Origin of the sequence: Allobosea sp. 2RAB26 (genome assembly GCF_052115465.1) — a bacterium.
Lineage (GTDB): Bacteria > Pseudomonadota > Alphaproteobacteria > Rhizobiales > Beijerinckiaceae > Allobosea.
In genome coordinates, this window is the sequence record NZ_JBFRGS010000017.1 from 139,594 (window position 1) to 164,590 (window position 24,997).

Consider the following 24,997-nt stretch of genomic DNA (forward strand, 5'->3'; position numbering starts at 1 on the left):
GTTCTTCGGTCGCACTGCGCCGATCTCTACGTTCCCAGCCAAGTAGGAGGCGACCCGCCTGGCCAACGACACCGAGAACGGGACGATTTTAATGTCTGCACACGCGACCTCTCCAACGGGTTGCGGGGCGCGGGCAAACTGGAAAGCGTCATGGGCGGCACCGATCGACGGCCTAGGGTGGATCTATCGGCTCCGTTCGACGCTACCAAGCAGAGTGGGTTCGCGCGACTCCATCCTCGTATTCAGTGAGACTAAATAGGTCGCAGTGAGCTGATGAGCGCCCTGCGATAATCAGGTGGGTCTAACGTACCAAGGGGGGGCATAATGAAGATTGCCAAGGTAGAGACGTTCCAGGTTGATTGGGGTGCGTCTGCAAAGGGGGCGCGAAGCGCGTTCGTCCGGATCGAGACTGAGGATGGTCAATACGGCCTGGGTGAAGCCTCGCCCATGCAAGGCGGCCTGGCTTCGCTAGTCATCATCGCCAACGACATGGCGCCGGCCCTGATCGGGAAGGATGCTCTCGATCATGCCGTCCTGCTGGACACTTTGTTCCACAAGTGCATCAAACTTGGGCCGGAAGGGGCCACAACGGCCGCGCTCGCAGCGCTCGACATCGCGCTCTGGGATCTCAAAGGAAAGCTGCTCGGCCAGCCTGTCTACAAGCTACTCGGCGGGGCCTGGCGCACGGCTCTACCCTGCTATGCCTCCGTTGGGGGCAATGCCTGGCGCACGGTTGATCAGGTTGTCGAAGTCGTCATGCGGCGGGTGGAGAAGGAGCGGCCCGCGGCGGTGAAGATCCGCTGGGACGGCGACCGGACCAGGCAGGACGTCGATATTCCCGGCGACATTGCCAAGGCCAAGGCTGTCCGCAAGGCGCTGGGCGATCAGTTCGTGCTCGGGTTCGACGCTAATAACGGCTATTCGGTCGGCGGCGCGATGCGGGTCGGCCGGGCGCTCGAAGACCTTGGCTACACGTGGTTCGAAGAGCCCGTGCAGCACTACCATGTCGCTGCCATGGGCGAGGTCGCCCAGCGCCTCGACATCACCGTTTCCGCCGGCGAGCAGACCTATACGCTTCAGGGGCTCAAGGACCTGATCAATGCCGGCGTGCGCATGGTGCAGCCTGACATCGTCAAGATGGGAGGCATCACCGGGCTGATGCAATGCGCCGCCGTCGCCTATGCTCACGGCGTCGAGCTCGTCCCGCACCAGACCCAGCCTTCCGTCGGCCACCTCGCCAATATTCATGTGCTGTCGACCATCATGCATCTCAGCAAACCGGTCGAATTGGCGGATAACTGGGAGCGGGCCGGATCGCTCTTCAAGAAGAACCCGTCCGAGCCCATCGATGGCCGCTTCGAATTGCCGACGGCCCCGGGGCTCGGAATGGAATTCGACGAGGCCGAGATGAAAAAGCGGAGCATTCCCATCAGCGCCTGACGTCAGAACAAGACAAAAAGGGAGGAAAAAATAATGAAACTAACCAGAAGAACGTTTCTCGGTCACGCCTCGACGATTGCAGCGGCTGCGGCGCTGGGGGCTCCCATCGCTCATGCAAAGGACGAGGCGATCTCGATCGCCCTGGCGGCGCGTTCGCCCACGAGCATCAATCCGCAGCAGCCCGGGATGACCGGGGGCGACAACTGGGCGATTCACCAGGTGTTCGATACCCTCGTGAAATCAGACGAAGGGACGTTTGCAATCCGGCCCGAGGACTTCCGCCCCAGTCTCGCCGAGAGCTGGGAAAGCTCGGAGGATGCCAAGACGTGGACATACAAGCTGCGCCGAGGGGTGAAGTTCCACAAGGGCTACGGTGAAATGACGGCTGACGATGTCGTCTTCACCTTCGCCCGGCATCTTGATCCGAAGATCGTGACCAACCAGAAGCCGCTCTACTCCAATGTCGAGGCGGTCAAGGCGCTCGATCCCCACACCGTCCAGTTTACCCTCAAACGGCCCGATCCGCTGTTCAACGGCAGCGTCGTGACCACCCTCGCGGCCTCGATCCTCTGCCGGAAGGCCTTCGAGGAGAAGGGCAAGGACTTCGCCATGAGTCCGGTCGGGACGGGCCCATACCAGGTGGAAAGCGTCAGCCCCAGCGACGGGATCCAACTGGCTGCCTTCCCAGATCACTTCGCTGGACCGGCGGTTACCAAGACGATCCATGTCCGCTTCATTGCCGACACGACGGCGCGAACCCTCGCCTTCGCCTCAGGCCAGGTCGACATGATCGAAGGCGTCCGCTCTCCCGGCTGGCTCCCATCGATGCGCCAGCGCTCGGCCAGCACGATCTTCGACGCCACGGCGCCCGGCAGCTTCAACCTGCTCCACCTGAACCTGACGCGGCCGCCGCTGTACGATATCCGCGTGCGGCAGGCGATCCGCTACGCCATCAACAGCGACCAGATCGCAACGGCATTTGCCGGTCTTGCGGTCCCGATGGTCGGGGTCATCGCTCCGCAATTCGCCGGAGCGGTCAAGAAAGCGGATTTGCCGCCCGAGCTGCAATACAACTACGATCCCAAGAAGGCCAAGGCGCTGCTGGCAGAGGCGGGGCACCCGAACGGCGTGACCATTCCCTGCTTCACCAGCCAGCGTGAGGATTATGCGGCGATCATGCTGATGCTCCAGGAGCAGCTGCGCGCCGTCGGCATCAACCTCGATCTCAAGATCATCGACCATGCGACCATGCATTCCGAGAACCGCAAGGACCGGAATTCGATCGCCCTGTACTCGTCCAGCTACCCGCCGGTGCCGACGCAGCCCTTCCTGCAGCTGCTGTCGGCCGAAGCGGACGTCAAGGCCGATGGCACCGGAGCGGAAAACTACAGCCACTACGGCGTCGCCATTCCCGGCATCGACGCACTCATCGAAAAGGCTCAGGACGAGCCCGATTTCAACAAGCGTATCGCGCTCATCCAGGACATCGAGAAGCAGGTTCTGCGTGATCTGCCGCTCCTTGGGATTGTCACGCTCTCCTATGTCATAGCGCGCAATCCGCGTGTGAACATCGGATTCCCGGTCAAGTCTGGCTACGCCTATTGGCGTTTGAACAAGGCCACGCGCGTCTAAAGGGGCAGACCATGCTGCGTGTCATCGGAGCGAGACTGCTCGATGCCGTGCCGACGGTCCTGCTGGTGCTGACGCTCGTGTTCATCGCGCTGCGCCTGCTCCCTGGGGACCCGGCACTCGTCGCCCTCGGCGACTATGCGACCGCGGAACAGCTTGCGCTGTTTCGCGAGCAAATGGGGCTGAATGCGCCCCTCTGGCAGCAGTACCTCACCTTCATCTGGGACATGCTGACGCTCGATTTCGGGCAGTCCCTGATCGATCGAACGCCGGTCCTCCGGCTGCTGGCCGATAATCTGCCCTACACGATCGAGCTGACGCTTGTCGCGACGGGGATGGGGCTGCTCGTCGGGATTCCGCTCGGGGTGGTCGCGGCCGTCAACCGCAACAAGCTCCCCGACGCCGGCGTTCGCGTGTTCTCCCTCATCGGCTACGCGATCCCCGACTTCTATCTCGGGGCGCTCCTGCTGATCGTGTTTGCCCTGACCCTCGGCTGGTTCCCGATCAATGGCGGGGGCACCGGATTTTTCGACCGCATGTACCACGTGTTTCTGCCGGCGGTGACACTCGCCATGGTCAAGACGGCCTTCCTCGGCCGGTTGACACGGACCTCACTGCTCGAGGTCCTTGGCAAGGACTATATCCGCACGGCACGGGCGAAAGGCGCACGAGAGAACCGCGTCATCTATCGGCACGGGCTGCGCAACGCCTTGCTGCCGATCACGACCGGGCTGGGGCTCAGTCTTCTGGCGACGCTGTCTGGGTCGGTCGCGATCGAGCTGGTCTTCAACCGGCCAGGCATCGGGGAAGTCCTGATCAGCGCAATCGCCAAGCGGGACTATCCAGTCATCCAGGCGGGCGTCGTGGTGTTCGCCTTCTTTGTTGTTCTGATCAACCTGCTGGTCGACCTCGCCTACATCGTGGTCGATCCCAGAATTCGGGTGAAGTGATGACGCTTGCCACGGAACAGACCCATGTTCTCGCGCCGGAAGAGCCACGCTTCGGATTGCTGCGCAGCATCATCCTGGGCCAGCCCTCCACGATCCTGGCGACGATCATCATCGCGGTCTTCCTTGCCATCGCCGTTCTGGCGCCCGCGATTGCACCTGATAACCCGCTGGCGCAGAGCTATCTCGCGATCAACTCATACCCGTCGGCGGAACACTGGCTCGGCACGGATCAGTTCGGACGAGACGTGCTGTCGCGCCTGATCTTCGGATCACGCAATTCGCTGATCTTCGGTCTGATCTCTCCGACGCTGGCTGCGCTCGTTGGTACCGCACTTGGCGTCGCCGCCGGGTATTTCGGCGGGATGATCGATCGTCTGGTGACCCGGATCATCGACCTCCTGCTGGCATTCCCGGAGCTGCTGCTCGCTATCATGATCGCAGCCGTGCTCGGCGGCGGCTTCTGGAACGTCGTGGCGGTGATAACCATCGCGTTCGTGCCGGGCTTTGCCCGCGTGGCGCGGGCCTCGACGCTCGCGGTCAAGCAGGAACCCTATGTTGAAGCGGCCATCGCCGCGGGGGTCACCACGCCCATGATCATCGTCCGGCATGTGCTCCCGAATATCTCGGCGCCCATCGTGGTGCTGATGACGCTGTGGGTCGCATCGGCCATTCGGCTCGAGGCCTCCCTCAGCTTCCTCGGGATCGGCACCCAGCCGCCCAATCCGAGCTGGGGCAACATCATCCGCGACGGCTTGGGGAACATCTTTGGCTCCCCCTGGCCGATCATCGGAGCGGGCTTCGCCATCACGATGGTCGTCCTGGCCTTCAACCTGATCGGCGATGCGGCCCGCGACGTGCTCGATCCGGAGACCGCTCAATGACGCCACCTCTTCTGAAAGTAGAGAATCTGGCGGTCGAGTTCGGTCCCAAGACCAATCCCATCCGTGCCGTCAATGGCGTGAGTTTCGAGATCGAGGCCGGCGGCGCCGTTGGCATCGTCGGCGAGTCCGGGTCGGGGAAGTCGATCACGTCGCTGTCGATCCTGCGGCTGATCCCCGAGCCGCCGGGCCGGATTGTGCAGGGCCGGGTCGAGCTGAACGGGGTCAATCTTCTCGATCTGCCCCGAGCGAAAATGCCCGATATCCGCGGGCGCGAAATCGCGATGATCTTTCAGGAGCCGATGAGTTCGCTCAACCCCCTGATGACCATTGGCGATCAAATCGGCGAAGCCATCATGCTCCATTCCGCGCTCGATCGCGAAGCGCGGCGGCGCCGGGTGATCGAGGTGCTGAACCTTGTGGGGATTCCCGATGCCGCGGGCCGGGTCGACGCCTATCCTCACCAGTTCTCGGGCGGGATGCGCCAACGCGTGATGATCGCGATGGCGCTCGCATGCAGCCCCAAGCTGTTGATCGCCGACGAGCCGACAACCGCGCTCGACGTCACGATCCAGGCCCAGGTGCTCGAACTGATGAAGCGGGTTCGGTCCGCGACGAACACGGCAATCCTCCTGATCTCGCACGATCTGGGCGTCATTGCCGATGTCTGCGAACGGGTGATCGTCATGTATGCCGGTCGTGTCGTGGAAGACGGCGACGTGCGATCGATTTTCCGCAGGCCAAGTCATCCCTATACGCGCGGTCTGCTGGAATCGATCCCCCACCTCAGGGATCAGCGCCGACGCCTGTTCCAGATTCCCGGCTCGGTGCCATTGCCCGGCACCGTCAAGCAGGGCTGCCCGTTCTATTCCCGATGTTCGCTGCGGGTTGACGAATGCGCCAGGGAAATGCCGCCGATGTTCCGCTTCGGCGAGAGCCATACAGCGGCCTGCTGGGTCACAGCAAAGGCGGAGGCCGTCCAATGATCGAGCCGCTTATCCGGACCGAGAATCTCAGCAAGACCTTTGGCGAGGCCGGCGGCCTTTTCCGCAGATCGAAGGGCAGCAGCGTCCGTGCCGTGGACGGCGTGTCCTTTTCGATCAATCGCGGCGAGACCGTCGCGGTCGTCGGGGAGTCCGGCTGCGGCAAGTCCACCATGGGACGGCTGCTGCTGCGCTTGATCGATGCGACGGAAGGCAGCGTCTTCTTCGAGGGAACGGACATCAACACGCTCTCGCGAAGCGAGATGCGGCAGATGCGCCAAAGAGCACAAATGGTGTTTCAGGATCCCTACGGGTCCCTGAGCCCGCGCAGGAGCATTGCCGACATCGTCGCCGAACCGCTCGAGGCTTTCGGCCTTGTTCGCAACCGACGGGAGAAACGGGAGCGGGTCGCGGAACTTCTGAACCAGGTCGGACTATCGCCCAGCTTCATGGACCGGAAGCCGCGCCAGTTCTCGGGCGGCCAACGTCAGCGGATCGGCATTGCCCGGGCGATTTCGGTTGATCCGAGTTTCGTCGTGGCGGATGAGCCGGTCTCCGCCTTGGACGTCTCCGTGCAGGCACAGATCGTCAATCTTCTGCAGGACCTGCAGGAGCAGAAGCGCTTCACATATCTCTTCATTGCCCATGACCTTGCCGTGGTCCGGCACATCGCTGACCGGGTCATGGTGATGTATCTAGGACGCGTCGTTGAGATCGGGCACAAGGAGCAGATCTATTCGGCCCCGCAACACCCCTACACCCAGGCCCTCCTGTCGGCGGCCCCTGAGCCGGACCCGGATTTCAAGGCCAGGCGCATCATTCTCGAGGGCGACGTCCCCAGCCCGACACGCGTTCCTACGGGGTGCAGTTTTCACACCCGCTGCCCGCTGGTGCAGGACATTTGCAAGGCAGAACGCCCAGCATTGCGCGAAGTGATGCCTGGACAAAGCGCAGCTTGCCACTTTGCGAGTCCGAATCCCATACTGGCCTGAACAGCGCACGGCTGCTCGATCGCGTTTCCACGGCGACTTCGGAGCGACAATCCATGCCGCTCTCCCAAGACAATCCTGAAGCCTCGCCGTCCCTTATTACGGAGGGCATTTCTCCGTCAGCCGGACGATTTCCGGCTCGAGCTCGTGGGCGGGCGCCATCGCTCCGAGTCAGTCAGCTGCGGAAGGTTCTCGTCGCATTTGCGGCCGGCGCTGGCCGGCTAATCGACGGTGGAAGGTGATCTGCTTCCGGCTGAGCGGCGTGCGACGAGATGGCGCCGACAATTGTGGCGAGGTGCGATCCGGGCGATGGCCGGGCGGCCTGGCCGATAGTCAGCACGATCCCTGAGCAAGTTGCCGTATGCGGCGGCAACCAAGCACTTCATTCGGGGCGCTTGGCGAATTCCTCGCCGGCAATCCGCACCGCCTGTTGCACGACGGGATAGCCGCTGTAGGGCACGAGGTTGAGGAGGGTTTCGAGCACCTCCTTGCGGCTCGCGCCGGCATTGAGTGCCGCGTTGATGTGGACACGCAGCGGGGCTTCCGTAGTCGTGGTCGCGACCGCCGCCAAGGCCGCGCAGGCCGTCAGCTCGCGGATTATAGGATCGATGCCTGGTCGTGAGAAAACGTCGCCGTACGAGTGCTCGACGATCATCCGACCGATATCCGGTGCAATGTCGTCGAAGCTGCGGATGACCGTTTCACCGGATGCTCCGGAGGTCTGTGCAAGTGTCGCGAGCCCGCGCTTCCGACGCAACTCCCGGCTCTCGGACAGTTGTGCCGCCGCGGATGGCGCCGTGATCGCTGTAGCGCCGCGGTCTGCCGAGAAGGCCCGTTGGGCGAGACCGAAGGCGTTGAGTGCGGCGGGAAATCCGGCATAGACGCTAAGCTGCATTAGCGCCTCGGCAATCTCTGCAGGCGACAGGCCCTGCTTGAGGGCGACTTTGAGATGGAAATCGAGAGCGTCGTCGCGGTTGCCGGTCGCCGCCAGCATCGAAATGATGGCGAGGTGCTTGGCCTTCGGTTCCAACCCCTCGCGCGCCAGCGACTCGCCGAAGGCGAATTCAATCGACCAGCGTGCAAGGTCCGGCGAGATCGCTTCAAGAGGCCGCAGATGGCCTTCGCCGTTGACCGCTAGGAGGGCTTCCAGTCCGCGCCGGTATCGCTGCGTTCCGTCGTCGCTTGCCGGTGGCGGGGCCTCGAAGGTGATGCCTCGCTCCTGGAAGATCTCGCGCGCCAGGGCGATCGAAACGACGGCGGAGGGGAAGCCGAGAACCGCCACGGATACGATCAGCAACTCGACCAAATCCTGCGGTCTCCCGCCGGCGTTGAGGAAGCCTGTCATATGAAACTTGAGCTGCGGTTTGACGCTACCCAGCGCCATCAAACAAGAGACGGTGCAAATCTGCCGTAGCGGCAAACTCAGTCCCGGGCGGGACAGAATATCGCCATAAGAATATTCGACCGTAAAACGCGCCAAGTCCGGCGACGCCTCTGCAAGGCGTTTGATCGGCAAGTCAAAACCCTCGCCGCCGATCCGCTGGAGAACCTTCATGCCGCGTTCGAAACGCTCGCCGTTTGCGTCTTGAGCCATGGTCTGCTGGGCTCCCATCAAGCCGCTTCATGAAGAGGGTTTCGGGGGGCATGACTTCGGCCATGCGGCGCGATAGAGCCGCCGCCCCGTGCCCCTATCAGAGATTCATCGCTGAACGATTGCGATAAATCCAATTCATTAATAATATCATCGTCATGAATGCGGTTCATCTTGCCAATATCGATCTGAATCTGCTGGTGGTGTTCGATGCCGTGTTTGCAGAAGGTCATGCCACGCGCGCAGCCGAACGGATCGGGCTGACCCAGCCGGCCGTGAGCCACGCGCTCAACCGGCTGCGTGCTTTGTTCGGCGATCCACTCTTCGTCCGCTCGCCGCGTGGCATGGTGCCGACTTCGCTGGCCCAAGACATCGCGCCGAACGTGCGATCTATCCTCGAACAGGTGCAAGGCGTACTGCGTGGCGGGCGTGCTTTCGACCCGACCGCGAGCACACGGCAGTTCGTCCTCGGTCTCTCGGACTATGCCGCCTACGTGCTTCTGCCTCGCCTGACCGCACGCCTCGACCAAGAGGCGCCGGGCCTGTCTCTCGTCGCCCGCAATACGAGCCGGAGCGTCGGCCTGTCGATGCTGGAGGATGGAACGGTCGAACTGATCGCGGGCAACTTTCCGGAGCCGCCGACACACATGCGGGAGGGACTGCTCTACGAAGAAGACTTCATCTGCGCCGGCCGCGGCGACCACCCCAATCTCGGCGAACCGCTCGATCTCGACCGATATTTGGCCCTTCGACACATTCAGGTCTCGATGAGGGGCAATCCGAGCGGCTATGTCGACGCCGTGCTGGCGGAAAGAGGGCTCAAGCGAAATGTGGCCGTAACCGTCGGGCACTTCCTGATGGCCCCAATGCTGGTGGACGCCTCCGATCTCGTGGCGACGGAACCACGCCGCCTCTTTACGCCGCTTGCCGGCCGCCTACCCCTCAGGCTCTTCCCGCCGCCGATCGACATTCCCCAGTTCCGGGTGGTGCAGACATGGCACTCAAGGCACGATGCTGATCCGGGCCATCAGTGGCTGCGGCGCATTCTCCGGGAAGTCGGTCAACAGGCATAAGTCACTAATCTACGGGCGCCCCCCTGAACGGTCCCGCTCACTCGGCGCTTTATCGTCGGCCCATACTACTAGGTAGTTCGATGGCGTCGGACATTTTCGCGGCAGACGGCCAAAGGCGTCGCACGTTAAATTCGATTCCTGAGCGCGAAGCCGAGCTGAACCGGGCCAATCACTCTGCGGCAATTTGGAGGGCTATAGCGTAGACATGGTGCCCATCATCGTGGATCGTAGCCCGCCAGCCCCGCCGATTCCCACTCGAGCGGTTCCGCCCCGAGTTGATCTTCATTGAAAACGTGCCTGGCATAGCGGTCGGCAAGAGCGACGAGAGCGCTCCGCTCGATCGCCTTATCGAATGGCTCGGCCGCAACGGCTACCTGCCCAACATCTTGGCACACTTCGTTGAGTGTGGTCTCCTGTCCCTTGTGGAAGTATGCTCTTGGGGAGGCGTGGGCGAGCTCTCATTCACGAGGCATATCAGGTTTCCATGTCAGGCCATGCGATTCACATCAAGATCGACGGAAGAACCTACTCGGGGACCTTCAAAGTTGACCGAAAGATGCTGATCGTCACAACAACCTACGGCAGCAAATCCGCCGAAACGAACCCGCGGGTGGCACATGAGACCCTTGCTCACCAACTCCTTCAGGAACTTGTCCAGCAGGAAAAGTCGCGCAAGGGCTCGACGCTCTGACGAAAGGCGTGCGCTCGGCATTGTCACGGGAATGGTGTGATCTGAGCCTGCCACGGTAGGGTAGGAGCATACAGCACCGATTTCGTCATCGCGGGCACGAATGGCGATGATGTCATCACCGGCACGCGGGGCGACGACCGGATCTTCGCGGCCGGCGGCAATAACCAAGTCACTGCGCTTGCTGGCGATGACGAGGTCCATGGCGGCGCCGGCGACGATATCCTCGATGGCGGTCCGGGCGGCTTCGACAATCTGTTTGGCGACGCGGGCAATGACCGACTGACGCTGGCGACGAGCGACGGCGGCGGCACGGCGTTTGGCGGCGAGGGCGACGATGTCATGTTCGGCAGCGACACCTCCTTCAACAACTTCGACAACACGCTGCGGGCGAGGTCGGCAACGACGAGCTGCATGCCGGCGCGGTCGGCACATCCATGAACGGGGAAGGCGGCTCGGATTGGCTGATCAGCGGTGCGGCCGACGACCAGATGGAGGCCGGACGCGACGAGTTCGGTTTCGAGCTGGACAATGCGCAGGATCTGTTCGTCTACAGCGGAACCGGGCGCTGGAGCGAGGAAGGCAGCTTCTTCGGCGACACGGTCTCCGGCTTCCAGGATGGTTCGGACCTGTTCGACCTGCGCGGCAGCGGCCTGCAATTCTCCGACCTGTCGATCGTCAACGAGGAATTCGAAACGACGATCACCTCGGTGCGCGGGAATATCTCGGTCTTCGTGAATGCCGGGCAGGAGGTTTTCCTCGACCAGGATGATTTCCTGTTCGACCCGGCGCCCGCGCCGTTCTCGACCGATCCGCTGTTTATCTAACGGGCTCGGAGGCTAACGACTTCACACGGAACAGGAGCCCAAGCGGTCCATCCTGTTCCGGACTTGGGCCACCCTCCGCCGAACTTTGCCCCAGACACCGGATGAGAGCCTCGATTGGGTCGGACATCACTACCGAGCCAGAAATGGGCGCTGGTAGGATGGCAGCCTTCCTCGCCCTGTCGACGAGATTGCGCAGCGTACCATGAGAAGCGTCGCCGCGGCCATCGAGCCGATGCTTTAGCGCCAGCTCGAACGCACCAAACGCCTGCGCTTCGCGTCATAGTCGAAAAAGGCGTAGATGATGGTGTTTCGCGCGCGATCGAAACCCGCCACCACATCAGCCGGTGCGGTCCCTTTGAGGCCGAAGGCAGCCAATACGTCATGATGGTCCGCGAGGGTCATCCGGCGGGTTACACCGTTCTGGACAACACAGAGATCGGCAAAGCGCGGGTCAGGCTGCAAAATACTCTCGACTGTCTTGAAGGCCATGTGACTGATCCGGTTCAGAGGGACGACATGCCGTCTAGATCATGAGACTGAGCTGGTCCGGGTCCTCGTACTGTTCGCCTTCAAAGGACGACAACGTGACGCCTATCAACCGGATGCCTTTTTGGGTCGGGAATAGTGGATCGAGGAGGCCGCACGCGATGCTCTCCACCTCCGATGCTGATCCCGGCGGCAGGCCGACTGTGCGGCTGCGCGTGATCTGCTGAAAATCGGCGTACTTCACCTTCAAGGTCACGGTTCGCCCGTGCAGCCCCTTCGCTTCGCAATGGCGCCAGACCTTTGCGACCAACGGTGTGACCTCGGAGTGCGCCGCCTCGAGGTCGAAGATATCGACCGCGAAGGTATCCTCGGCGCCGACCGATTTCCGCTGCCGGTCGGGCTGGACCGGGCGCTCATCGATCCCGCGCGAGATCCTGTAATACCAGGCGCCGGACTTCCCGAAATGCTCCTGCAGGAAGGCGAGTGGCTTCGCCCTGAGGTCGGCGCCGGTCAAAATGTCGAGCCGCTCCATCTTGGCTGCGGTGGCCGGTCCGACACCGTGGAATTTCTTGACCGCGAGCGCCTCGACGAATGGCGGTCCCATGCGTGGCGTGATGATGGCCTGGCCGTTGGGCTTGTTCAGATCGCTCGCCATTTTGGCCAGAAATTTGCAGTAGGAGATGCCGGCCGAAGCATTGAGGCCCGTCACCTCCTTAATGCGCGCGCGGATCCGCGTGGCGATCTCGGTCGCGGTCGGGATGGCCTGCTTGTTGTCGGTGACGTCGAGATAGGCTTCGTCCAAGGACAAGGGCTCGATCAGGTCGGTGTGCTCCGCGAAGATCTCCCGGATCTGCGCGGAGACGGCACGATAGACGTCGAAGCGCGGCGGCACGAAGATCAGCTCCGGGCAGCGTCGTTTCGCCGTGATGGAGGGCAGGGCGGACCTGACGCCGAAGGCCCGAGCTTCGTAGCTCGCAGCGGCGACCACACCGCGGGCGGCCGAGCCGCCGACCGCAACCGGCTTGCCTCTCAGCTCCGGGTTATCGCGCTGTTCGACGCTGGCATAGAACGCATCCATGTCGACATGGATGATCTTGCGCCCGGAGGCGCCTTTCGGCAGCCCGGCGACCTCAGCACGCGATATTTCCTGATCCGTCGTCTTCATCACTCGACCCGCCGCTTCCCATGCAGCCTACAGCAGCTTGTCGTCAGGCTTCGCTAGCGGTTCGACGATCACAAGCATGTCGCAGGGAAGCGGCTGCTGCAGGTGCCGCACATCGTCCCATTCGCCGGTCAGGCCGAATCCGGCTCGTCGAGTTTCCCGTGACAACGCCTCGCTGCCAGAGCGGCCAATGCCGGAACTGCTCCCGCTTCCCGAATCGCTGCCCGAGCCTCCGCCGCTTCCGCCACTCCGCCTTCCGCGGCGAGGACAGCCGTGATCCGTCCGCCTGTGGCGTCCAGGATGCCGAGCCCGACCACAAGCGCTAGAACCGTGCGCAGGCGAGGGCGCACGTCCGTGAGGTCGAAGTCGAGGTCGAGCCTATCGAGAATGTTGCCGAGCATCGCGGCCCCGGCCGTAACGATGCTGTGTTCGGCCACAGGCAGCGCGGACGCTGAGGTCGTGGGCCGGATGCACGCCGATGACGGCCCCGGCGAACTCTGACGTGAACTCCGCCGGCGAGGTCACAGCACTGTCGACCTCGCCGGTTTGAGAGACCGAGGCGATCAATGGGGCTCGAACGGTTGTCGCTTAAATTCGCGATGACAGGGGCGCGCAGAAATCAAACTGTTGCCATTTGATCGTTCGCGCGATGCCATTTGATTGTTCGCGCTATACTTCAACAACACGCATACCCATGCTGCCACAGCGCTGTTTCGTGGCCTCGTGGAAGACCGGCCCCGCGCCTTCTGGCCCGATCGCGGCTATCGCGTGCCGGGCTCGTAGAATAAGGGCCTGATCTAGTAGCGGATTTTTTTGGTCGTTTTGCAAGTCGAGTTGATCCTGCGTCCAGCACTAACGAGGGGCGGGTTTCGGTCCACCCACGTCAGCACTGGCGCGCTTGATGAGTGGTTCGGCCACCATACCTGACCCGCGCTGATTGATTGAGTTTTTCCCCAAACGCGCGCTAAACTAGGGAACCAATGACCAGGTATCGTGGCGGCGATAACCGGCGGCGGGTGCTCAATCAGGCAGCGCGCGACGCGAGGAACAGATGTTCACCGGGAAGGGTGTTCTTGTCGCCCAAAGCGGCTCGCGCCGAGCGGTGACCTATGAGTACGTGGAAACCAGTCATTCTGGGCGCGCGGGGCATCTGTTTAGCGAACCAACTGAAACGGATCCCGGAATTTTTGCGGCAACATTCAATCTTGAATGCGAAGACGGCGTCGAGATGATCGTCGTCGTCACACAAATCTCGGATCGCCGTTTGGGGTTTTTCGGGCGGCAGTGCAAATGCATCGCAGCCCGCCCGAAGTTCGATCGCGAGAGCTTTTGACTGCCCTCCCAAAGCAGCGGGTCGTTGAATGGGTGCGTCTGTCGGAGGTCATCCGCCCGCCAACCGACGGGGCCCTTCAGCGCCCCGGAGCCAGAGCCAGACCGAAAACACGACGCGCGCACAACGGCTACTCCGCCAAGCGGTCAGAACTGAGACGAAGCGAACCGTTCCGAAGCTGCGGAACACGCAGGCATCGGGTTCGGCTGAAGCCATTCAACATCATTGCGGTGTCACAATGGGTTCGTTGCCGAGACCCTATCATCCGAGATGGAGACCGAGCCGGTCATCGGATCGCAGGTCGCCGGCGCCGCGGGTCCGGTCGACTGCGATGATGCCAACCGAACTGTCGCGACTGCCGTGCGAGGACGATGACGGGACCCTTCACACCGTCATTGTCTGGCGCCTTTCTCCCGGCCTCCGCAGACTCTCCTACACACTCGATACGGGCGCCCTCGTGAACCATGTCGACGAACGCACCTTCGAGATCGATCACACTGCGGTGCTGATCACACGACTGGACTGATTGAACGCTGCCGGTCGCCGCGCTGACGACCTGGTACGAGCAGAAGGTGGTGACCGGCTCTCCAGGCCTGACGGAGGATGCCTCACCGCCAGCTTAGCTAGATCATCGGACAGGAATCAGATCCGGTCCGATGATCTAACCTTTTATGTTTGCATCTCTTTTCCAGAAAACCGCAATCCACTTTTAGTGCCGATGCTTTAGGCGCTAGCCGTCACGGCTTTCACGGCTGCGTCGGGGGGCCGTTCCGCATCAGTTCGCCAAGCATCCGAACTGCCTCTTCAGGGGCGGTTGCCTCGGCCGTTCGCAAGCAGGCAACTGCCTTTCGATTTTGGCCTGCGCACCGACCGGGTGCGCAGGTCGTCAGGGGCGCGTCAGATTGCAGAGTGCAGCCGGGGCTCCAGGCCGCCACGACGCCGGATCGTATCAACCAGGCCGTGGGTCGCCGCGATGGCGATGAGCAAGATCAGCGCATAGGCCACGAGCAGGCGCGGAGCGGGCACGATGAAGTTGAAATGCGGCATGGCGCCCAGGACCAGCGGCACATACCAGGATGTCGCCGAGACCGTCCCGAACATCATCATCATCGCAATCTGCTTGCGAGTCAGACCGGCGAAGAGCGACCGCCCAACCTGCTTTTCCATCAGCGGCAGCACCGTATGGTGGATGAAGTAGCCGTTGATCGTGAGGACACCGACGATCGCGATCTTGGCCCAGACCTTCTCGTTCCATAGCTTGACCGGGTCAAACACCGCGTAGTGCGTCAGGTACAGAATTCCGGAAATCCAGAGCACTGCAAGGCCAGCCGATACGATACCGGTCATGAATTTGACCATCGCAATCTGGTCGGCCTTGATCTTTCCGGAGATGAGGAACTTGACGATCACGAGATCGAGGACCGTCGCGGCGCCCAGCCCCAGAATGATACCGAGCAGATGCATCACCTTGATGGCCGATTTCAGCAACTCCCCAGGTTTGGCGATCAGCAGGCTGAAAGTGATCGGCCGCAGCGCCGAGCTCATGAACTTGACGGCCGGCGCCGTCACACTGTCCACGGACGCCGTCACCGCGTCGACGGAAATGCTCGAACCGGCATTGGCCACCTCTGAAGAAGTTCGATCGACCGCGAGACGAAGACCGCCGTCGCGCCAGGGCGTGGCATCTCCAGGAACATCATAGGGCGCCCAATCGCGTGCCGACTGGGATGTGGCTGCCGGAGGCGACGAGGCGGCTCCGGAGCGAGACCGGGTTTCGGCCGGTGTCTGGGTAAAGCTGAATGTGACAGCCAAGCAGGCGGCCAGGAGGAGCAGCGCACAAGCGCTGATGCTGCGACCCTTAAGATGAAGGAATGAAATCATTCCGCCCTTTCTTTTTTCTTATGACGATTGGCAATATAATTCGCCTCACCCCCCTTCACGGCGGGCGCCAATCGGCCATAGAGAGAGTGATCTTGGACTTGCGACCAAGAGGAAGACATGGGCATCGATGATAGGCTTAAGCGCAGGCACAGAGTTTGCAAATTGATCTTGCAAAACCCTGCCGGGCAACCGCTCAGTAGCCTCGATTTGCGGCAAAAATGTGCGATCGCAACAAATGTTATACTTTAAGGACCTCCCTCTGGAGCAGAACTTGGAGTTCGGCCTTGGCGAGTGTCGAAGCCCTTAAGCCCGAGCCTCCCGCAGCCGCGCCAATTGGGCCAGATTAATGCGCTTGGCTGCTCCGCACGCTGTGCCATTGATCGGAAAGGCTCGGGCGAAGCGACCTGTCTCCCGTTCAGGATGTCACGAGTGCGCCAGGTGACTTTGTTTCGGTGATCGGATCGGCCGTGAGCGCGACGGCGTCAGGCGACACGAGTTGCCCTCCAAGGTACGCAGAAAAGGCGTTGGCGACACTGTCGTCCCGAAAGCAGATACGTATGGCGCCATTGTCTCGAGGCACCGACACCGCGTGATACGTGATTTTCCAACGCTCGAGCCAAGCGTCCATTGCCTCCAACCTGCCGAGGAAATCGTCACGCTCAGAGTGACCAGTACTTGGTGCAGCCACGGCCTTATGGCCGCTCCATCATCCTGAACCATCGCGTCACCTGCTTCCTCGTTGCTACTCAACACCCTAATCGCCTCTGATCGAAGGCGTTCGGCACAATACGCGCTTCACCTCATCGTCGGATCTCAGTTTCCGCCGAAGATAGGGAGCGATGATCCATGCTGGCCACGCAGGACAAGCGTCGATCTTACAAGCGCCAATCTGACATTAGCCTGACAGGTCTTGTCAGCTTCGCGCGCAATGGCGTCGGATATCCAGCTATTGGTCAAACTCTCAGGGAGGGTCATCGTGCTTACTCGACGTCATTCGCTGCGCCTTTCTGTTTCCGGAGCGATGAACAGAGCCGCTGATTGTTCTGGCGAGATCAGCCGCGCCGGTGGCTGTCTCGGACTGGCGATGCTTGCTGTGCTACAATTGAGCATGACGGCAGGCGGGGCCGATGCTGCATCTTCAGCAGGATGCGAGGGCAGTGGCTTCACTGTGCTGGGACGCAGCCAGAACGCCACGATCCCCGCCAGCGCCCTTGGAACGAGTTTTCGTGTGCAGGGCAAATATGCCCAGTTCGACGTCGACTCGGCGACCCTGGGCATCCGCAACTTCACGCTGACCGGCGCGCCAAACCCGCTCGACATCACGGGAGGAGTGCCGACGCCGGTCTTCGCCAGCAAGCTCCCCGACCATCGCGGGCTGTCGCTGACCAGTTCGCTCGCCGTTGCGATCAAGGAGACTGAGATCGAGATCGGGCGAACAGGCAGCAACCTCAGCATGAAGATCCAGGCCAAGGACTGCGCCAATGGCGGCATCTTCCAGATGGAGGTGGAGCGCCAGGACGGAACACCGACGCTGTTCACCCATATCCTGGCGGAAGGACCCAACCCTCAACTGAAGGTGTTCTATTTCGACAACCGCAACTTCCGAAACCGGGAAGGCGAAGAGGTTCCCTACAAGGACACCACCGTCACCGTCTCGGCACGCGTCAACTTCGGCAATGACTTCTCCCGCAAGTTCGTCGGGAGGGACAGCCCGCAGGTCGCTACGCGCAGGGCGGAGCCGGACTGCGAGAACCGGATCGCCACCCGCTTCGCCGATCCCCCGTTCGCGACGGTGCGCCATTGCGGGGGCGTCTCGCGCTGGGACGTGGCGAGCGGTGGCCGCATGGGCCAAGTGATGGGTGAGGATGCCGTCGAGGTCGCTCCGCCAGCCACGGACTGCGTGCAGAACTGCCAGGCGCAGAACCGGGTTCGCGGCCGCTCCACGGTGCTTGGCTTCCCATTCCCGGTGAATGGGGCAGAGCGACTCCAGCCGCGTTTCCCGCCGCAGTCGACCGCCTCGTCGGGAGCTGTCGCGAGCAATCCGCGGTGAGTGGCACCTCCAATCAGCCGGGGTCGCTCAGGAACAGGCTCAGCGTCCGCGAGGAGCAAATCGTCAAACTGCTGCTGCGTGGGAGAACGAACAGCGAGATCGCCCTCGAGCTTTCGCTCCGCGCCAAAACCATCAAGGGCTACATGACCACCCTGATGGCCAAGCTGAACGTTCGCAATCGTCTGGAGGTGGTCCTCGCGGCGCAGAACCTGAACCCAACGGCCAACCGAGTGCCCGAAACCGATGAGCACGCCCTGCAACGTCAGTGTTGCGCTCTTCTCATGGAGCAAAATGCCGGGAGCATCCGCCACCCGAAGGGGTGGTGGGCCTTTCAGCTTGCCAGTGATCCGAAGCATTCAAGAGCGGACTTTGCGGATCTTTTAAGGAGGAAAGGGGTTTGATCGATCGGCGCTTTGCCGACCGGCAATCTGTTCGGGGACTATCAACGCTGAGCGTGGGCTGCTGTCGTGCGTTCGCGTCAGGCGTGGACCGCCACCTTCCTTTGCCAAGCCGGTGCTGCGTCGTACCTGCCGTCATTTGGCGGTCGCGCCCTCCAGGGCCGGTGCCGCCTCGGGCGGCCGCTCCGACGCCTCCGAACCGACTTCTGCTCTTCGCGCGTTAACCGGACCAGCGGCGGCGCACGCGACGGTTCGGAAACCACCCACCTGCGACTTTCGCAACGTCTGATAATGGGCAATGTCCCGGCGGGCACAAGATCCAGTGAGGGCAGTGCTGGGAGTTGCCGAACGATGCCTTCCGCCCGTCACCGAATTTTTCGGAGGCATCAAAAAGCCTGTTCAATTCAGTTTCTTAGGTGGCCTCGGGTGGTCTTGCCTACCCATGCCGAATATTGGCTGTGGGGGGGGTACGGCGAGATAGAGGATGCGGCCGCGCAGCCAACGCGGCTGAGTTCGGACAGGATCCGTGACCGCCCTCGCTTCACGAAGTGGCGCTGGCGTTTGTCGGCTAGGCGTGGTCGGGCGATGTGCGTCGGTCGGTCGGCCGGGCGGGCCGCTCTCAGGTTCCGTTTGGCCCGCCACCTCTGGCTTCCCATGTCAGAATGGCGAGAGCCAAATTCTCGAGTTCGACCTCAGCCATCGGATGACGAGCAGCAGCATGGAGGTCGCAAGCTCGGGCACAGGCGCGAATATAGTCCGCCTCCGAACTCAACATTACGGAGCGGCGACTTGGGTAGGCTGGGGCCCGGTTTCGCCTGCGGTCTGGTCGTTCTTGACGCATGCCAGGCTCCCCTGCGTTGTGCCTCCGCGGGTCTGCGCGATGGAATGCGCAGTTAGAATCGCCAAAGAAAGCCGACGAAGAAAACCTGTGATGGAGCCGCTCCGAGGAGCAATCCCACCATTTCGGATCCGCTAAAAGCGGAGAACATAATGCTGCTCGCTGTTCACATCTTGGAATAGCGGCAAACGTCTCGGATCGCGCCCCCTCCTTAGTATAGGTCGCAGTAGTCTCACCGAACGGTGTCGGCCAAGACGGAGCGGCGCGGCTGGCCATAGGCATGGGCTCGGCGGAGCGCGCTTAATCGCTGGCGTCCGACAACCGGTGCTTCAAAATGCGTTATGCAGTTTTGGCCCCGGGCCAGCGGATCACTTTTCCTGCCATCATCAGGCGATCGCGACCGCCATTCTTAGCCGCGTATAGTGCTCGATCGGCTGCTTCCACCAATGAAGCATGGTTGGTCGCGGTCGCGGCATTGGGCCAGATCGTAGCGCCGCCAATACTTGCCGTTGTGCGCCATGCGGCGACACTACCGTCTTCAATCTGGATTTCGTGGAGCGCCTCTAGAACCCTGGTCCCGACCTGCTCGCACCCGTCGGAATCCGTATTCGGTAGAAGAAGAGCGAACTCTTCTCCGCCATAACGGGCGGCAAGATCGGCCGACCTCAGAGCCTGGTTAGCCAGTACGCTAGCGATCGTCCGCAGGCAGCTATCTCCCGCTTGATGTCCGAACTGGTCGTTGAACATCTTGAAGTGGTCGATATCGATCATCAGCAGGGAAATAGGAGTGCCTTCCCTGCGCGCTCTCGCCCATTCCTGCTCTAGACGTTCGTCGAAGCAGCGACGGTTGCCAAGGCCTGTGAGCCCGTCGGAAGCGGCCAGAACGGCGAGCTTCGCCTCAAGGTCTTTGTGTTGCGTCATATCGCGGGAGAGAGCAACGAAACCATTGATAAGACCAGTGTCCGAATTCCTGGTTGCGCGCATTGTCGTCTCGACCCAGATCTCGGACTTCTCGCGATGGCGAATGCGATAGAGCATTCGCGCTTCGTCCATCTCACCTCGCTTCAGCGCTTCAATCGTTTGCTCGACTCGTGGTCGGTCCTCGTGATTGACGCCCGCCAAAGCCGAGGTTCCGACAAGTTGCGCGGGGGCCCAACCCAAAACGCGCGCTGAGGCTGGAGACGCATAAAGAATGCGTTCGTCGAAATCGATACGTGTCACCAGGTCGCTGGACTCTTCAGCCAGGAGCCGAAAGTCAGCCTCCTTTGCCGCGATTGCAGCGGCAAGACGCTGACGTGCGACGAGCTGCCGGACGAGATGGATACCGACAAGAGCAATGAACAGGGCGAGCCCAACGACGAAGGCTACCCGTGTGATCACACCCTGGCGCCAGCGCGCAAGCACGTCGTGCTCCGCTTGTGTCGCGAGCAAGACGAACGGGAAGCGATCACTCACTTTGTAGAAGCTCAACCGCTGCAATCCGTCCAAGGGTGAGCGGAAGTAGTATGTTCCCGATGAAGCGCGAGGGATCTGTTCGCGAATAAGACGGGTCGTCGACAGATCCCTGCCTACAAAACTGCCGTCACCGACGCTTCGGGCAAGCAGAATTCCGTCCTTGTTGAGCAACGTGACGGTGCCGCGTGGCCCAATATCAAATCTCCTATAAAATTCTGCGAAATAGGCGACGTCGATTGTCGCAGCAACCACGCCGGCAAACCTGCCATCCCTGTGATTGAAGCGGCGCGATATCGTGATGATCCATTGACCGCCCGATCGGCTTTGCAAAGGGGGGCCTAAGAAAGTTTGGCGGTCGTCGATATCGCGATGATGTTGAAAATAGGCGCGGTCACTATTGTTCAGCCCGGCGAGGTTTACGCTTTCCGTCGTCGCGACCCACTCGCCGATCTCGTCATAAACAAAGAGGCCGCGGATACGGCCTAGTGTGGTTCGACGATCGTTTAGGAAGCTCTGAAGGCCCGCTAGGGCCTCGGACTCAATGCCAGTTGATTCCAGGCGATTGGCAAGCCCAAGGAGCGTCGCGTCGGCGAGCTCCACCGAATCTTCGGCGTGCTGCGTAAGCGAGCGGGCGAGATTGGCCATGTCTATCTCGGCATTCTCCAGCACCGCTTCGCGCGCTGACCATTCTCGCCAGCCGCTAAGGATGAGAATAGCAAGACAGGCAATTGTCACGAACACGCCGGCCCAGAACGGAAGGCGAGAACGGTTCGCAATTTGCGTGTCGACGCCGGCCCTCATTGTGACGGGCCTCCTCTTAGTTGGCACCCGCTCGCTCGCGATGAAGCATCGGCGACGCGCTCGGCTGTAGTCTAAGTGTACATCATCGACATAATGAACCCCAGCTCACGCTTTCAACGATCGCCATCGCACTTGTTTCAACCCCAGCAGCCGCAGAACGATCAAGGCAAGGCCAACACGTGCAATGAGTTACCGCCGCTCAGGACCGGTCTCACTGACGCCTTCGAGCCCGAAGCGGCGAGGACGCGGAACGTTCGCTCGGCCGGCAGCTAACGCAATTGGCGAGAGCTGAAAGCCCCGGGAACGCATTATGTCATTAAGACCATGAGGCGTGGCGGAGCCTCATCCAATCCATAATTCACGAATTTATCTCTGTATCGGCGTGCGGACCTTGCCGATCAACTGATTGGGTGTCGCGAAGGCGTGCTCCGTCTGGCGCAGCGCATAGCCGGTAACCGCTGTTCCGACCACACCTTCATCGTAGCGCGTTGAGGGCGCAGTCTGACGATCCTGATTTGGAGGATCGTTTTGTGTCTAGGCTTGACCATAGACTTGAGGCTGAGGGCGAGGTGCGCCGCTTCGAGGTGATCACCGGGGCGATAGGCCGACGGCGGTGGAGTGCCGATGACCGGGCGCAGATTCTTGAAGAGACGCTGGTTCCCGGAGCGGTCGTCTCCGAGGTCGCGCGCCGGCATGGCCTGACGCCGCAGCAGTTGTTCACCTGGCGCCGCGAGGCGCGCAAGGCCGCGGAGGCGGTGCCGGCCTTCGTGCCGGCTGTCGTCGCTCCCGAACCGGTTCTCGCCGCGGAGCCGCCGGCTGCATCGCTGCGCCGAAAGCGGGGCATTCGACATCGCCGCGCGGCGGCGATCGAGATCGACGTCGCCGGCGTGAAGGTAACGATCGAGAACGGGGCCTCGCCAGCCACGATCGCGGCGGTGCTCGGCGCGTTGAAGGCCGGCTCGTGATCGGTCCGACCGGCGCGGTCCGCGTGATGGTGGCGACGAAGCCGGTCGACTTCCGCAAGGGCGCGGAGGGATTGGCGGCGTTGGTTCGAGAGAGCATGGGCGCCGACCCGTTCTCCGGCGCTGTTTATGTGTTCCGGGCGCGACGCGCCGACCGGATCAAGCTGGTTTACTTCGATGGGACCGGTGTCTGCCTCTTCTCCAAGAGGCTGGAAGACGGCAAGTTCCAGTGGCCCGCCATCGCTGACGGCGTCGTGCGGCTGAGCGCGGCGCAGCTTCAGGCGTTGCTGGAAGGTCTGGACTGGCGCCGCGTGCACGAGCGACGCGAAACGCAGGTTCCGATCGCGGCGAGCTGATCCGCTTCGTGCTGGCAAGCTCCTGGAATCTATGCTTGATTCGCTTTTGTGAACGACGCGGCCGAACCTCAGACCAACGATCCGATCGCGCTTCGGGCGATGCTCGCGGCGGAGCGTGCCGAGAACGAGCGGCTGCGCCAGATCATCAAGGAGCTGCAGCGCCATCGCTTCGGTCGCCGGGCCGAGAGCCTGCCGATCGATCAGTTGTTGCTGGGGCTCGAGGAAGCTGAGCAGATCGAGGCCGAGGGCTTTGCCAGCGAGGAAGCTGCCGATCTAGAGAAGCGCGCCGAGCGGGCCAGGAAGCGGCGCACCAACCGTGGATCGTTGCCGGCACACCTGCCGCGCCTCGAGCAGGTCGTCGACATCCAGGACAAGACCTGCCCCTGCTGCCGGGGCGCGCTGCATGCCATCGGCGAAGATGTGTCCGAACGCCTCGACGTCGTGCCTGCCCAGTTCCGCGTGATCGTGACGCGTCGGCCGAAATACGCCTGTCGGGCCTGCGAAGAGGTTGTGGTGCAGGCGCCTGCGCCGGCTCGGCTCGTCGAGGGTGGCATCCCGACGGAGGCCATGGTCGCCCATATCCTTGTCTCGAAATACGCCGATCACCTTCCGCTCTACCGTCAGGCCCAGATCTATGCTCGGCAGGGCGTGAACCTGGACCGATCCACCCTGGCCGACTGGGTCGGCAAGGTCGCCTTCCTTCTGCGGCCCGTGCATGCGCGGCTGTTCGAGCGCCTGAAGGCATCGGACAAGCTCTTCGCCGATGAGACCACGGCGCCGGTGCTCGATCCGGGCCGTGGCCGCACCAAGACCGGCCAGCTCTTCGCCTATGCCCGCGACGACAGGCCCTGGGGCGGATCGGATCCGCCTGGGGTTGCCTATCTCTACGCGCCGGATCGCAAGGCCGAGCAGGCGATCCGGCATCTTCAAGGCTTCGTGGGCACGCTGCAGGTCGACGGCTACGCAGGCTACAAGGTCCTGGCCGAACGCAACGCCGTGAGTCTGGCGTTCTGCTGGAGCCACGTCCGGCGCAAGTTCTACGAGCTCGCCCAATCAGGCCCGGCGCCGATCGCCACGGAAGCCCTCGCGCGCATCGCGACGCTCTACCAGGTCGAGGGCGAAATCCGCGGCCGCTCGGCCGAGGAACGTCGGGCCGCCCGGCAGGCCAGGAGCCGTCTCATCGTCGCGGCGCTGGAGCCGTGGCTCAGAGAGAAGCTCGGCCTCGTCAGCCAGAAGAGCAAACTCGCCGAAGCCATCCGCTATGCCCTCTCGCGTTGGCAGGGCCTCTCCCGCTTCCTCGACGACGGCGGTGTCGAAATCGACTCCAACGTGGTCGAGCGCGCCATCCGACCAATCGCGCTCAATCGCAAGAATGCGCTCTTTGCCGGATCCGACGGCGGCGGTGAGCACTGGGCCGTCATCGCCTCGCTCGTGGAGACCTGCAAACTCAACGCCGTCGACCCACAAGCCTATCTCGGCGACGTCATCGCCCGCATCGTCGCCGGCCATCCCCAGAGTCAGATCGATGACCTGGTGCCCTGGGCCTACGCGCCTCAGCCGCTCAGGGCCGTGGCCTGACAACAGCGGTTACCATAGCCGGGCATCGGACTGAGGATCACGTCGGACCCACTGCGTGCTCCTGCAGTCGGATGCAGCAGCGCGACACGCTGCCCCTTCGTGACCGCGTCACCCAACGCGACGAGATGTTCGACGAGGCCCGCTCGCGACGCCTCCGGCCCGGCCGTGAAATGCACGCCGGGGCTTCAACATAGCTGGAACCGCCACAAAGCGGCCGGCAGTGAAGCGCTTGATTGCCTAAGTTGATAGTAAGTGTAATAGCCCTGCGGCCTCTTATTGAGTAAGGCTCGCGTTTCGGCTCCGGGTTGTGGGCCTTTCCATCACTCCAATAGTCCCCCGGTCAAATCATGACGAGCCAGCAACGCGTTCTCATCACGGGTTCAGCAGCCGGAATAGGGCGCGCGATCGCCTATCGCTGCCGGCAAGACGGGTACGAGGTGGTCGGGATCGATCGGGATGAATCCGACATTCGTGCGGATTTGTCTGATCCACAGGCAACTACCCTAGATGCCGTAATGGGCCGGCGCTTCGAATAGCCATTTTGGGTGGCTGTCCCTCAGAATGATGGTGTTGAAAACGAGGTCCGAGCGATCGGCCTCAAGCATCATGAGAGGAACAGCCGTGGAGCATTATGCTGGAATCGATGTCTCTC

Annotated in this window: 24 protein-coding genes; 18 read left to right on the forward strand and 6 right to left on the reverse strand. The window is 62.2% G+C overall.

Going from position 1 to position 24,997, the window contains the following annotated elements; translation table 11 throughout:
• The first annotated feature begins 324 nt into the window (after window positions 1-324).
• Genes AB4118_RS27090 through AB4118_RS27115 form a run of 6 tightly spaced genes read left to right on the forward strand, consistent with a single transcriptional unit; the run spans window position 325 to window position 6,872 of the window.
• The gene (locus AB4118_RS27090) at window positions 325-1,440 is read left to right on the forward strand and encodes a mandelate racemase/muconate lactonizing enzyme family protein (protein ID WP_441492643.1); all 1,116 of its coding nucleotides are present in this window, start codon (window positions 325-327) and stop codon (window positions 1,438-1,440) included.
• Between the two features lie 33 nt (window positions 1,441-1,473).
• Window positions 1,474-3,072, forward strand: coding sequence for an ABC transporter substrate-binding protein (locus tag AB4118_RS27095; protein WP_441492644.1), 1,599 nt, complete (start codon window positions 1,474-1,476; stop codon window positions 3,070-3,072).
• Window positions 3,073-3,083: 11 nt separating this feature from the next.
• Window positions 3,084-4,019: an ABC transporter permease gene (locus AB4118_RS27100; RefSeq protein WP_441480561.1), complete on the forward strand. Its 936-nt coding sequence runs from the start codon at window positions 3,084-3,086 to the stop codon at window positions 4,017-4,019.
• Complete coding sequence (locus AB4118_RS27105; protein WP_441492645.1) at window positions 4,019-4,900, forward strand: ABC transporter permease; 882 nt, start codon at window positions 4,019-4,021, stop codon at window positions 4,898-4,900. The genes AB4118_RS27100 and AB4118_RS27105 overlap by 1 nt, the downstream gene beginning before the upstream one ends.
• Complete coding sequence (locus AB4118_RS27110; RefSeq protein WP_441492646.1) at window positions 4,897-5,883, forward strand: ABC transporter ATP-binding protein; 987 nt, start codon at window positions 4,897-4,899, stop codon at window positions 5,881-5,883. Before AB4118_RS27105 ends, AB4118_RS27110 begins: the two co-directional genes overlap by 4 nt.
• Window positions 5,880-6,872, forward strand: coding sequence for an ABC transporter ATP-binding protein (locus AB4118_RS27115; RefSeq protein ID WP_441492647.1), 993 nt, complete (start codon window positions 5,880-5,882; stop codon window positions 6,870-6,872). Before AB4118_RS27110 ends, AB4118_RS27115 begins: the two co-directional genes overlap by 4 nt.
• Before the next feature lie 379 nt (window positions 6,873-7,251).
• On the opposite strand, the gene AB4118_RS27120 is transcribed toward AB4118_RS27115, so the two are convergent.
• Window positions 7,252-8,463, reverse strand: a complete 1,212-nt coding sequence (locus tag AB4118_RS27120) for a carboxymuconolactone decarboxylase family protein (protein WP_441492648.1) — start codon at window positions 8,461-8,463, stop codon at window positions 7,252-7,254.
• 155 nt (window positions 8,464-8,618) lie between these two features.
• Between AB4118_RS27120 and AB4118_RS27125 the strand changes: the two genes are divergently transcribed.
• The 3 genes from AB4118_RS27125 (at window position 8,619) to AB4118_RS27135 (ending at window position 11,048) form a co-directional block, all read left to right on the forward strand.
• Window positions 8,619-9,533 carry a LysR family transcriptional regulator gene (locus tag AB4118_RS27125; protein WP_441492649.1) on the forward strand — a complete coding sequence of 305 codons (915 nt, stop codon included), beginning with the start codon at window positions 8,619-8,621 and terminating at the stop codon, window positions 9,531-9,533.
• A gap of 805 nt (window positions 9,534-10,338) precedes the next feature.
• Entirely contained in the window at window positions 10,339-10,662 is a 324-nt protein-coding gene (locus AB4118_RS27130; RefSeq protein WP_441492669.1) for a calcium-binding protein, read from the forward strand.
• The gene (locus AB4118_RS27135) at window positions 10,659-11,048 is read left to right on the forward strand and encodes a hypothetical protein (protein ID WP_441492650.1); all 390 of its coding nucleotides are present in this window, start codon (window positions 10,659-10,661) and stop codon (window positions 11,046-11,048) included. The genes AB4118_RS27130 and AB4118_RS27135 overlap by 4 nt, the downstream gene beginning before the upstream one ends.
• Before the next feature lie 237 nt (window positions 11,049-11,285).
• On the opposite strand, the gene AB4118_RS27140 is transcribed toward AB4118_RS27135, so the two are convergent.
• The 3 genes from AB4118_RS27140 to AB4118_RS27150 all read right to left on the reverse strand — a co-directional run bounded on the left by AB4118_RS27140 (window position 11,286) and on the right by AB4118_RS27150 (window position 13,133).
• Window positions 11,286-11,537: a hypothetical protein gene (locus AB4118_RS27140; protein ID WP_441492651.1), complete on the reverse strand. Its 252-nt coding sequence runs from the start codon at window positions 11,535-11,537 to the stop codon at window positions 11,286-11,288.
• Between the two features lie 34 nt (window positions 11,538-11,571).
• Complete coding sequence (dinB, locus tag AB4118_RS27145; protein ID WP_441492670.1) at window positions 11,572-12,612, reverse strand: DNA polymerase IV; 1,041 nt, start codon at window positions 12,610-12,612, stop codon at window positions 11,572-11,574.
• A gap of 215 nt (window positions 12,613-12,827) precedes the next feature.
• Window positions 12,828-13,133 carry a hypothetical protein gene (locus AB4118_RS27150; RefSeq protein WP_441492652.1) on the reverse strand — a complete coding sequence of 102 codons (306 nt, stop codon included), beginning with the start codon at window positions 13,131-13,133 and terminating at the stop codon, window positions 12,828-12,830.
• 223 nt (window positions 13,134-13,356) lie between these two features.
• Here AB4118_RS27150 and AB4118_RS27155 point away from each other — a divergent pair, with 223 nt between their 5' ends.
• The 3 genes from AB4118_RS27155 (at window position 13,357) to AB4118_RS27165 (ending at window position 14,552) form a co-directional block, all read left to right on the forward strand.
• Window positions 13,357-13,479 carry a hypothetical protein gene (locus AB4118_RS27155; protein WP_441492653.1) on the forward strand — a complete coding sequence of 41 codons (123 nt, stop codon included), beginning with the start codon at window positions 13,357-13,359 and terminating at the stop codon, window positions 13,477-13,479.
• A 268-nt stretch (window positions 13,480-13,747) separates the two neighbouring features.
• Entirely contained in the window at window positions 13,748-14,029 is a 282-nt protein-coding gene (locus AB4118_RS27160; RefSeq protein WP_441492654.1) for a hypothetical protein, read from the forward strand.
• A gap of 328 nt (window positions 14,030-14,357) precedes the next feature.
• On the forward strand, window positions 14,358-14,552 hold the full coding sequence (locus AB4118_RS27165; protein WP_441492655.1) for a hypothetical protein: 195 nt from the start codon (window positions 14,358-14,360) through the stop codon (window positions 14,550-14,552).
• Between the two features lie 371 nt (window positions 14,553-14,923).
• Here the strand turns inward: AB4118_RS27165 and AB4118_RS27170 are convergent, their stop codons facing one another.
• Window positions 14,924-15,838 (reverse strand): hypothetical protein, encoded by a 915-nt coding sequence (locus AB4118_RS27170; protein WP_441492656.1) that lies wholly within the window; start codon window positions 15,836-15,838, stop codon window positions 14,924-14,926.
• Between the two features lie 1,153 nt (window positions 15,839-16,991).
• Between AB4118_RS27170 and AB4118_RS27175 the strand changes: the two genes are divergently transcribed.
• Both AB4118_RS27175 and AB4118_RS27180 read left to right on the forward strand, forming a co-directional pair.
• Window positions 16,992-17,957: a hypothetical protein gene (locus AB4118_RS27175; protein WP_441492657.1), complete on the forward strand. Its 966-nt coding sequence runs from the start codon at window positions 16,992-16,994 to the stop codon at window positions 17,955-17,957.
• Window positions 17,954-18,358, forward strand: coding sequence for a response regulator transcription factor (locus AB4118_RS27180; protein ID WP_441492658.1), 405 nt, complete (start codon window positions 17,954-17,956; stop codon window positions 18,356-18,358). Before AB4118_RS27175 ends, AB4118_RS27180 begins: the two co-directional genes overlap by 4 nt.
• 1,174 nt (window positions 18,359-19,532) lie before the next feature.
• On the opposite strand, the gene AB4118_RS27185 is transcribed toward AB4118_RS27180, so the two are convergent.
• The gene (locus tag AB4118_RS27185; protein ID WP_441492659.1) at window positions 19,533-21,449 is read right to left on the reverse strand and encodes a diguanylate cyclase; all 1,917 of its coding nucleotides are present in this window, start codon (window positions 21,447-21,449) and stop codon (window positions 19,533-19,535) included.
• A gap of 530 nt (window positions 21,450-21,979) precedes the next feature.
• Between AB4118_RS27185 and tnpA the strand changes: the two genes are divergently transcribed.
• The 4 genes from tnpA to AB4118_RS27205 all read left to right on the forward strand — a co-directional run bounded on the left by tnpA (window position 21,980) and on the right by AB4118_RS27205 (window position 24,881).
• Window positions 21,980-22,414 carry an IS66-like element accessory protein TnpA gene (gene tnpA, locus AB4118_RS27190; protein WP_441492660.1) on the forward strand — a complete coding sequence of 145 codons (435 nt, stop codon included), beginning with the start codon at window positions 21,980-21,982 and terminating at the stop codon, window positions 22,412-22,414.
• Window positions 22,411-22,767: an IS66 family insertion sequence element accessory protein TnpB gene (gene tnpB, locus AB4118_RS27195; protein ID WP_441492661.1), complete on the forward strand. Its 357-nt coding sequence runs from the start codon at window positions 22,411-22,413 to the stop codon at window positions 22,765-22,767. The genes tnpA and tnpB overlap by 4 nt, the downstream gene beginning before the upstream one ends.
• Before the next feature lie 99 nt (window positions 22,768-22,866).
• Window positions 22,867-24,345, forward strand: coding sequence for an IS66 family transposase (tnpC, locus tag AB4118_RS27200; protein ID WP_441492671.1), 1,479 nt, complete (start codon window positions 22,867-22,869; stop codon window positions 24,343-24,345).
• A 347-nt stretch (window positions 24,346-24,692) separates the two neighbouring features.
• Window positions 24,693-24,881 (forward strand): SDR family NAD(P)-dependent oxidoreductase, encoded by a 189-nt coding sequence (locus tag AB4118_RS27205; protein ID WP_441492662.1) that lies wholly within the window; start codon window positions 24,693-24,695, stop codon window positions 24,879-24,881.
• Window positions 24,882-24,997 lie beyond the last annotated feature (116 nt).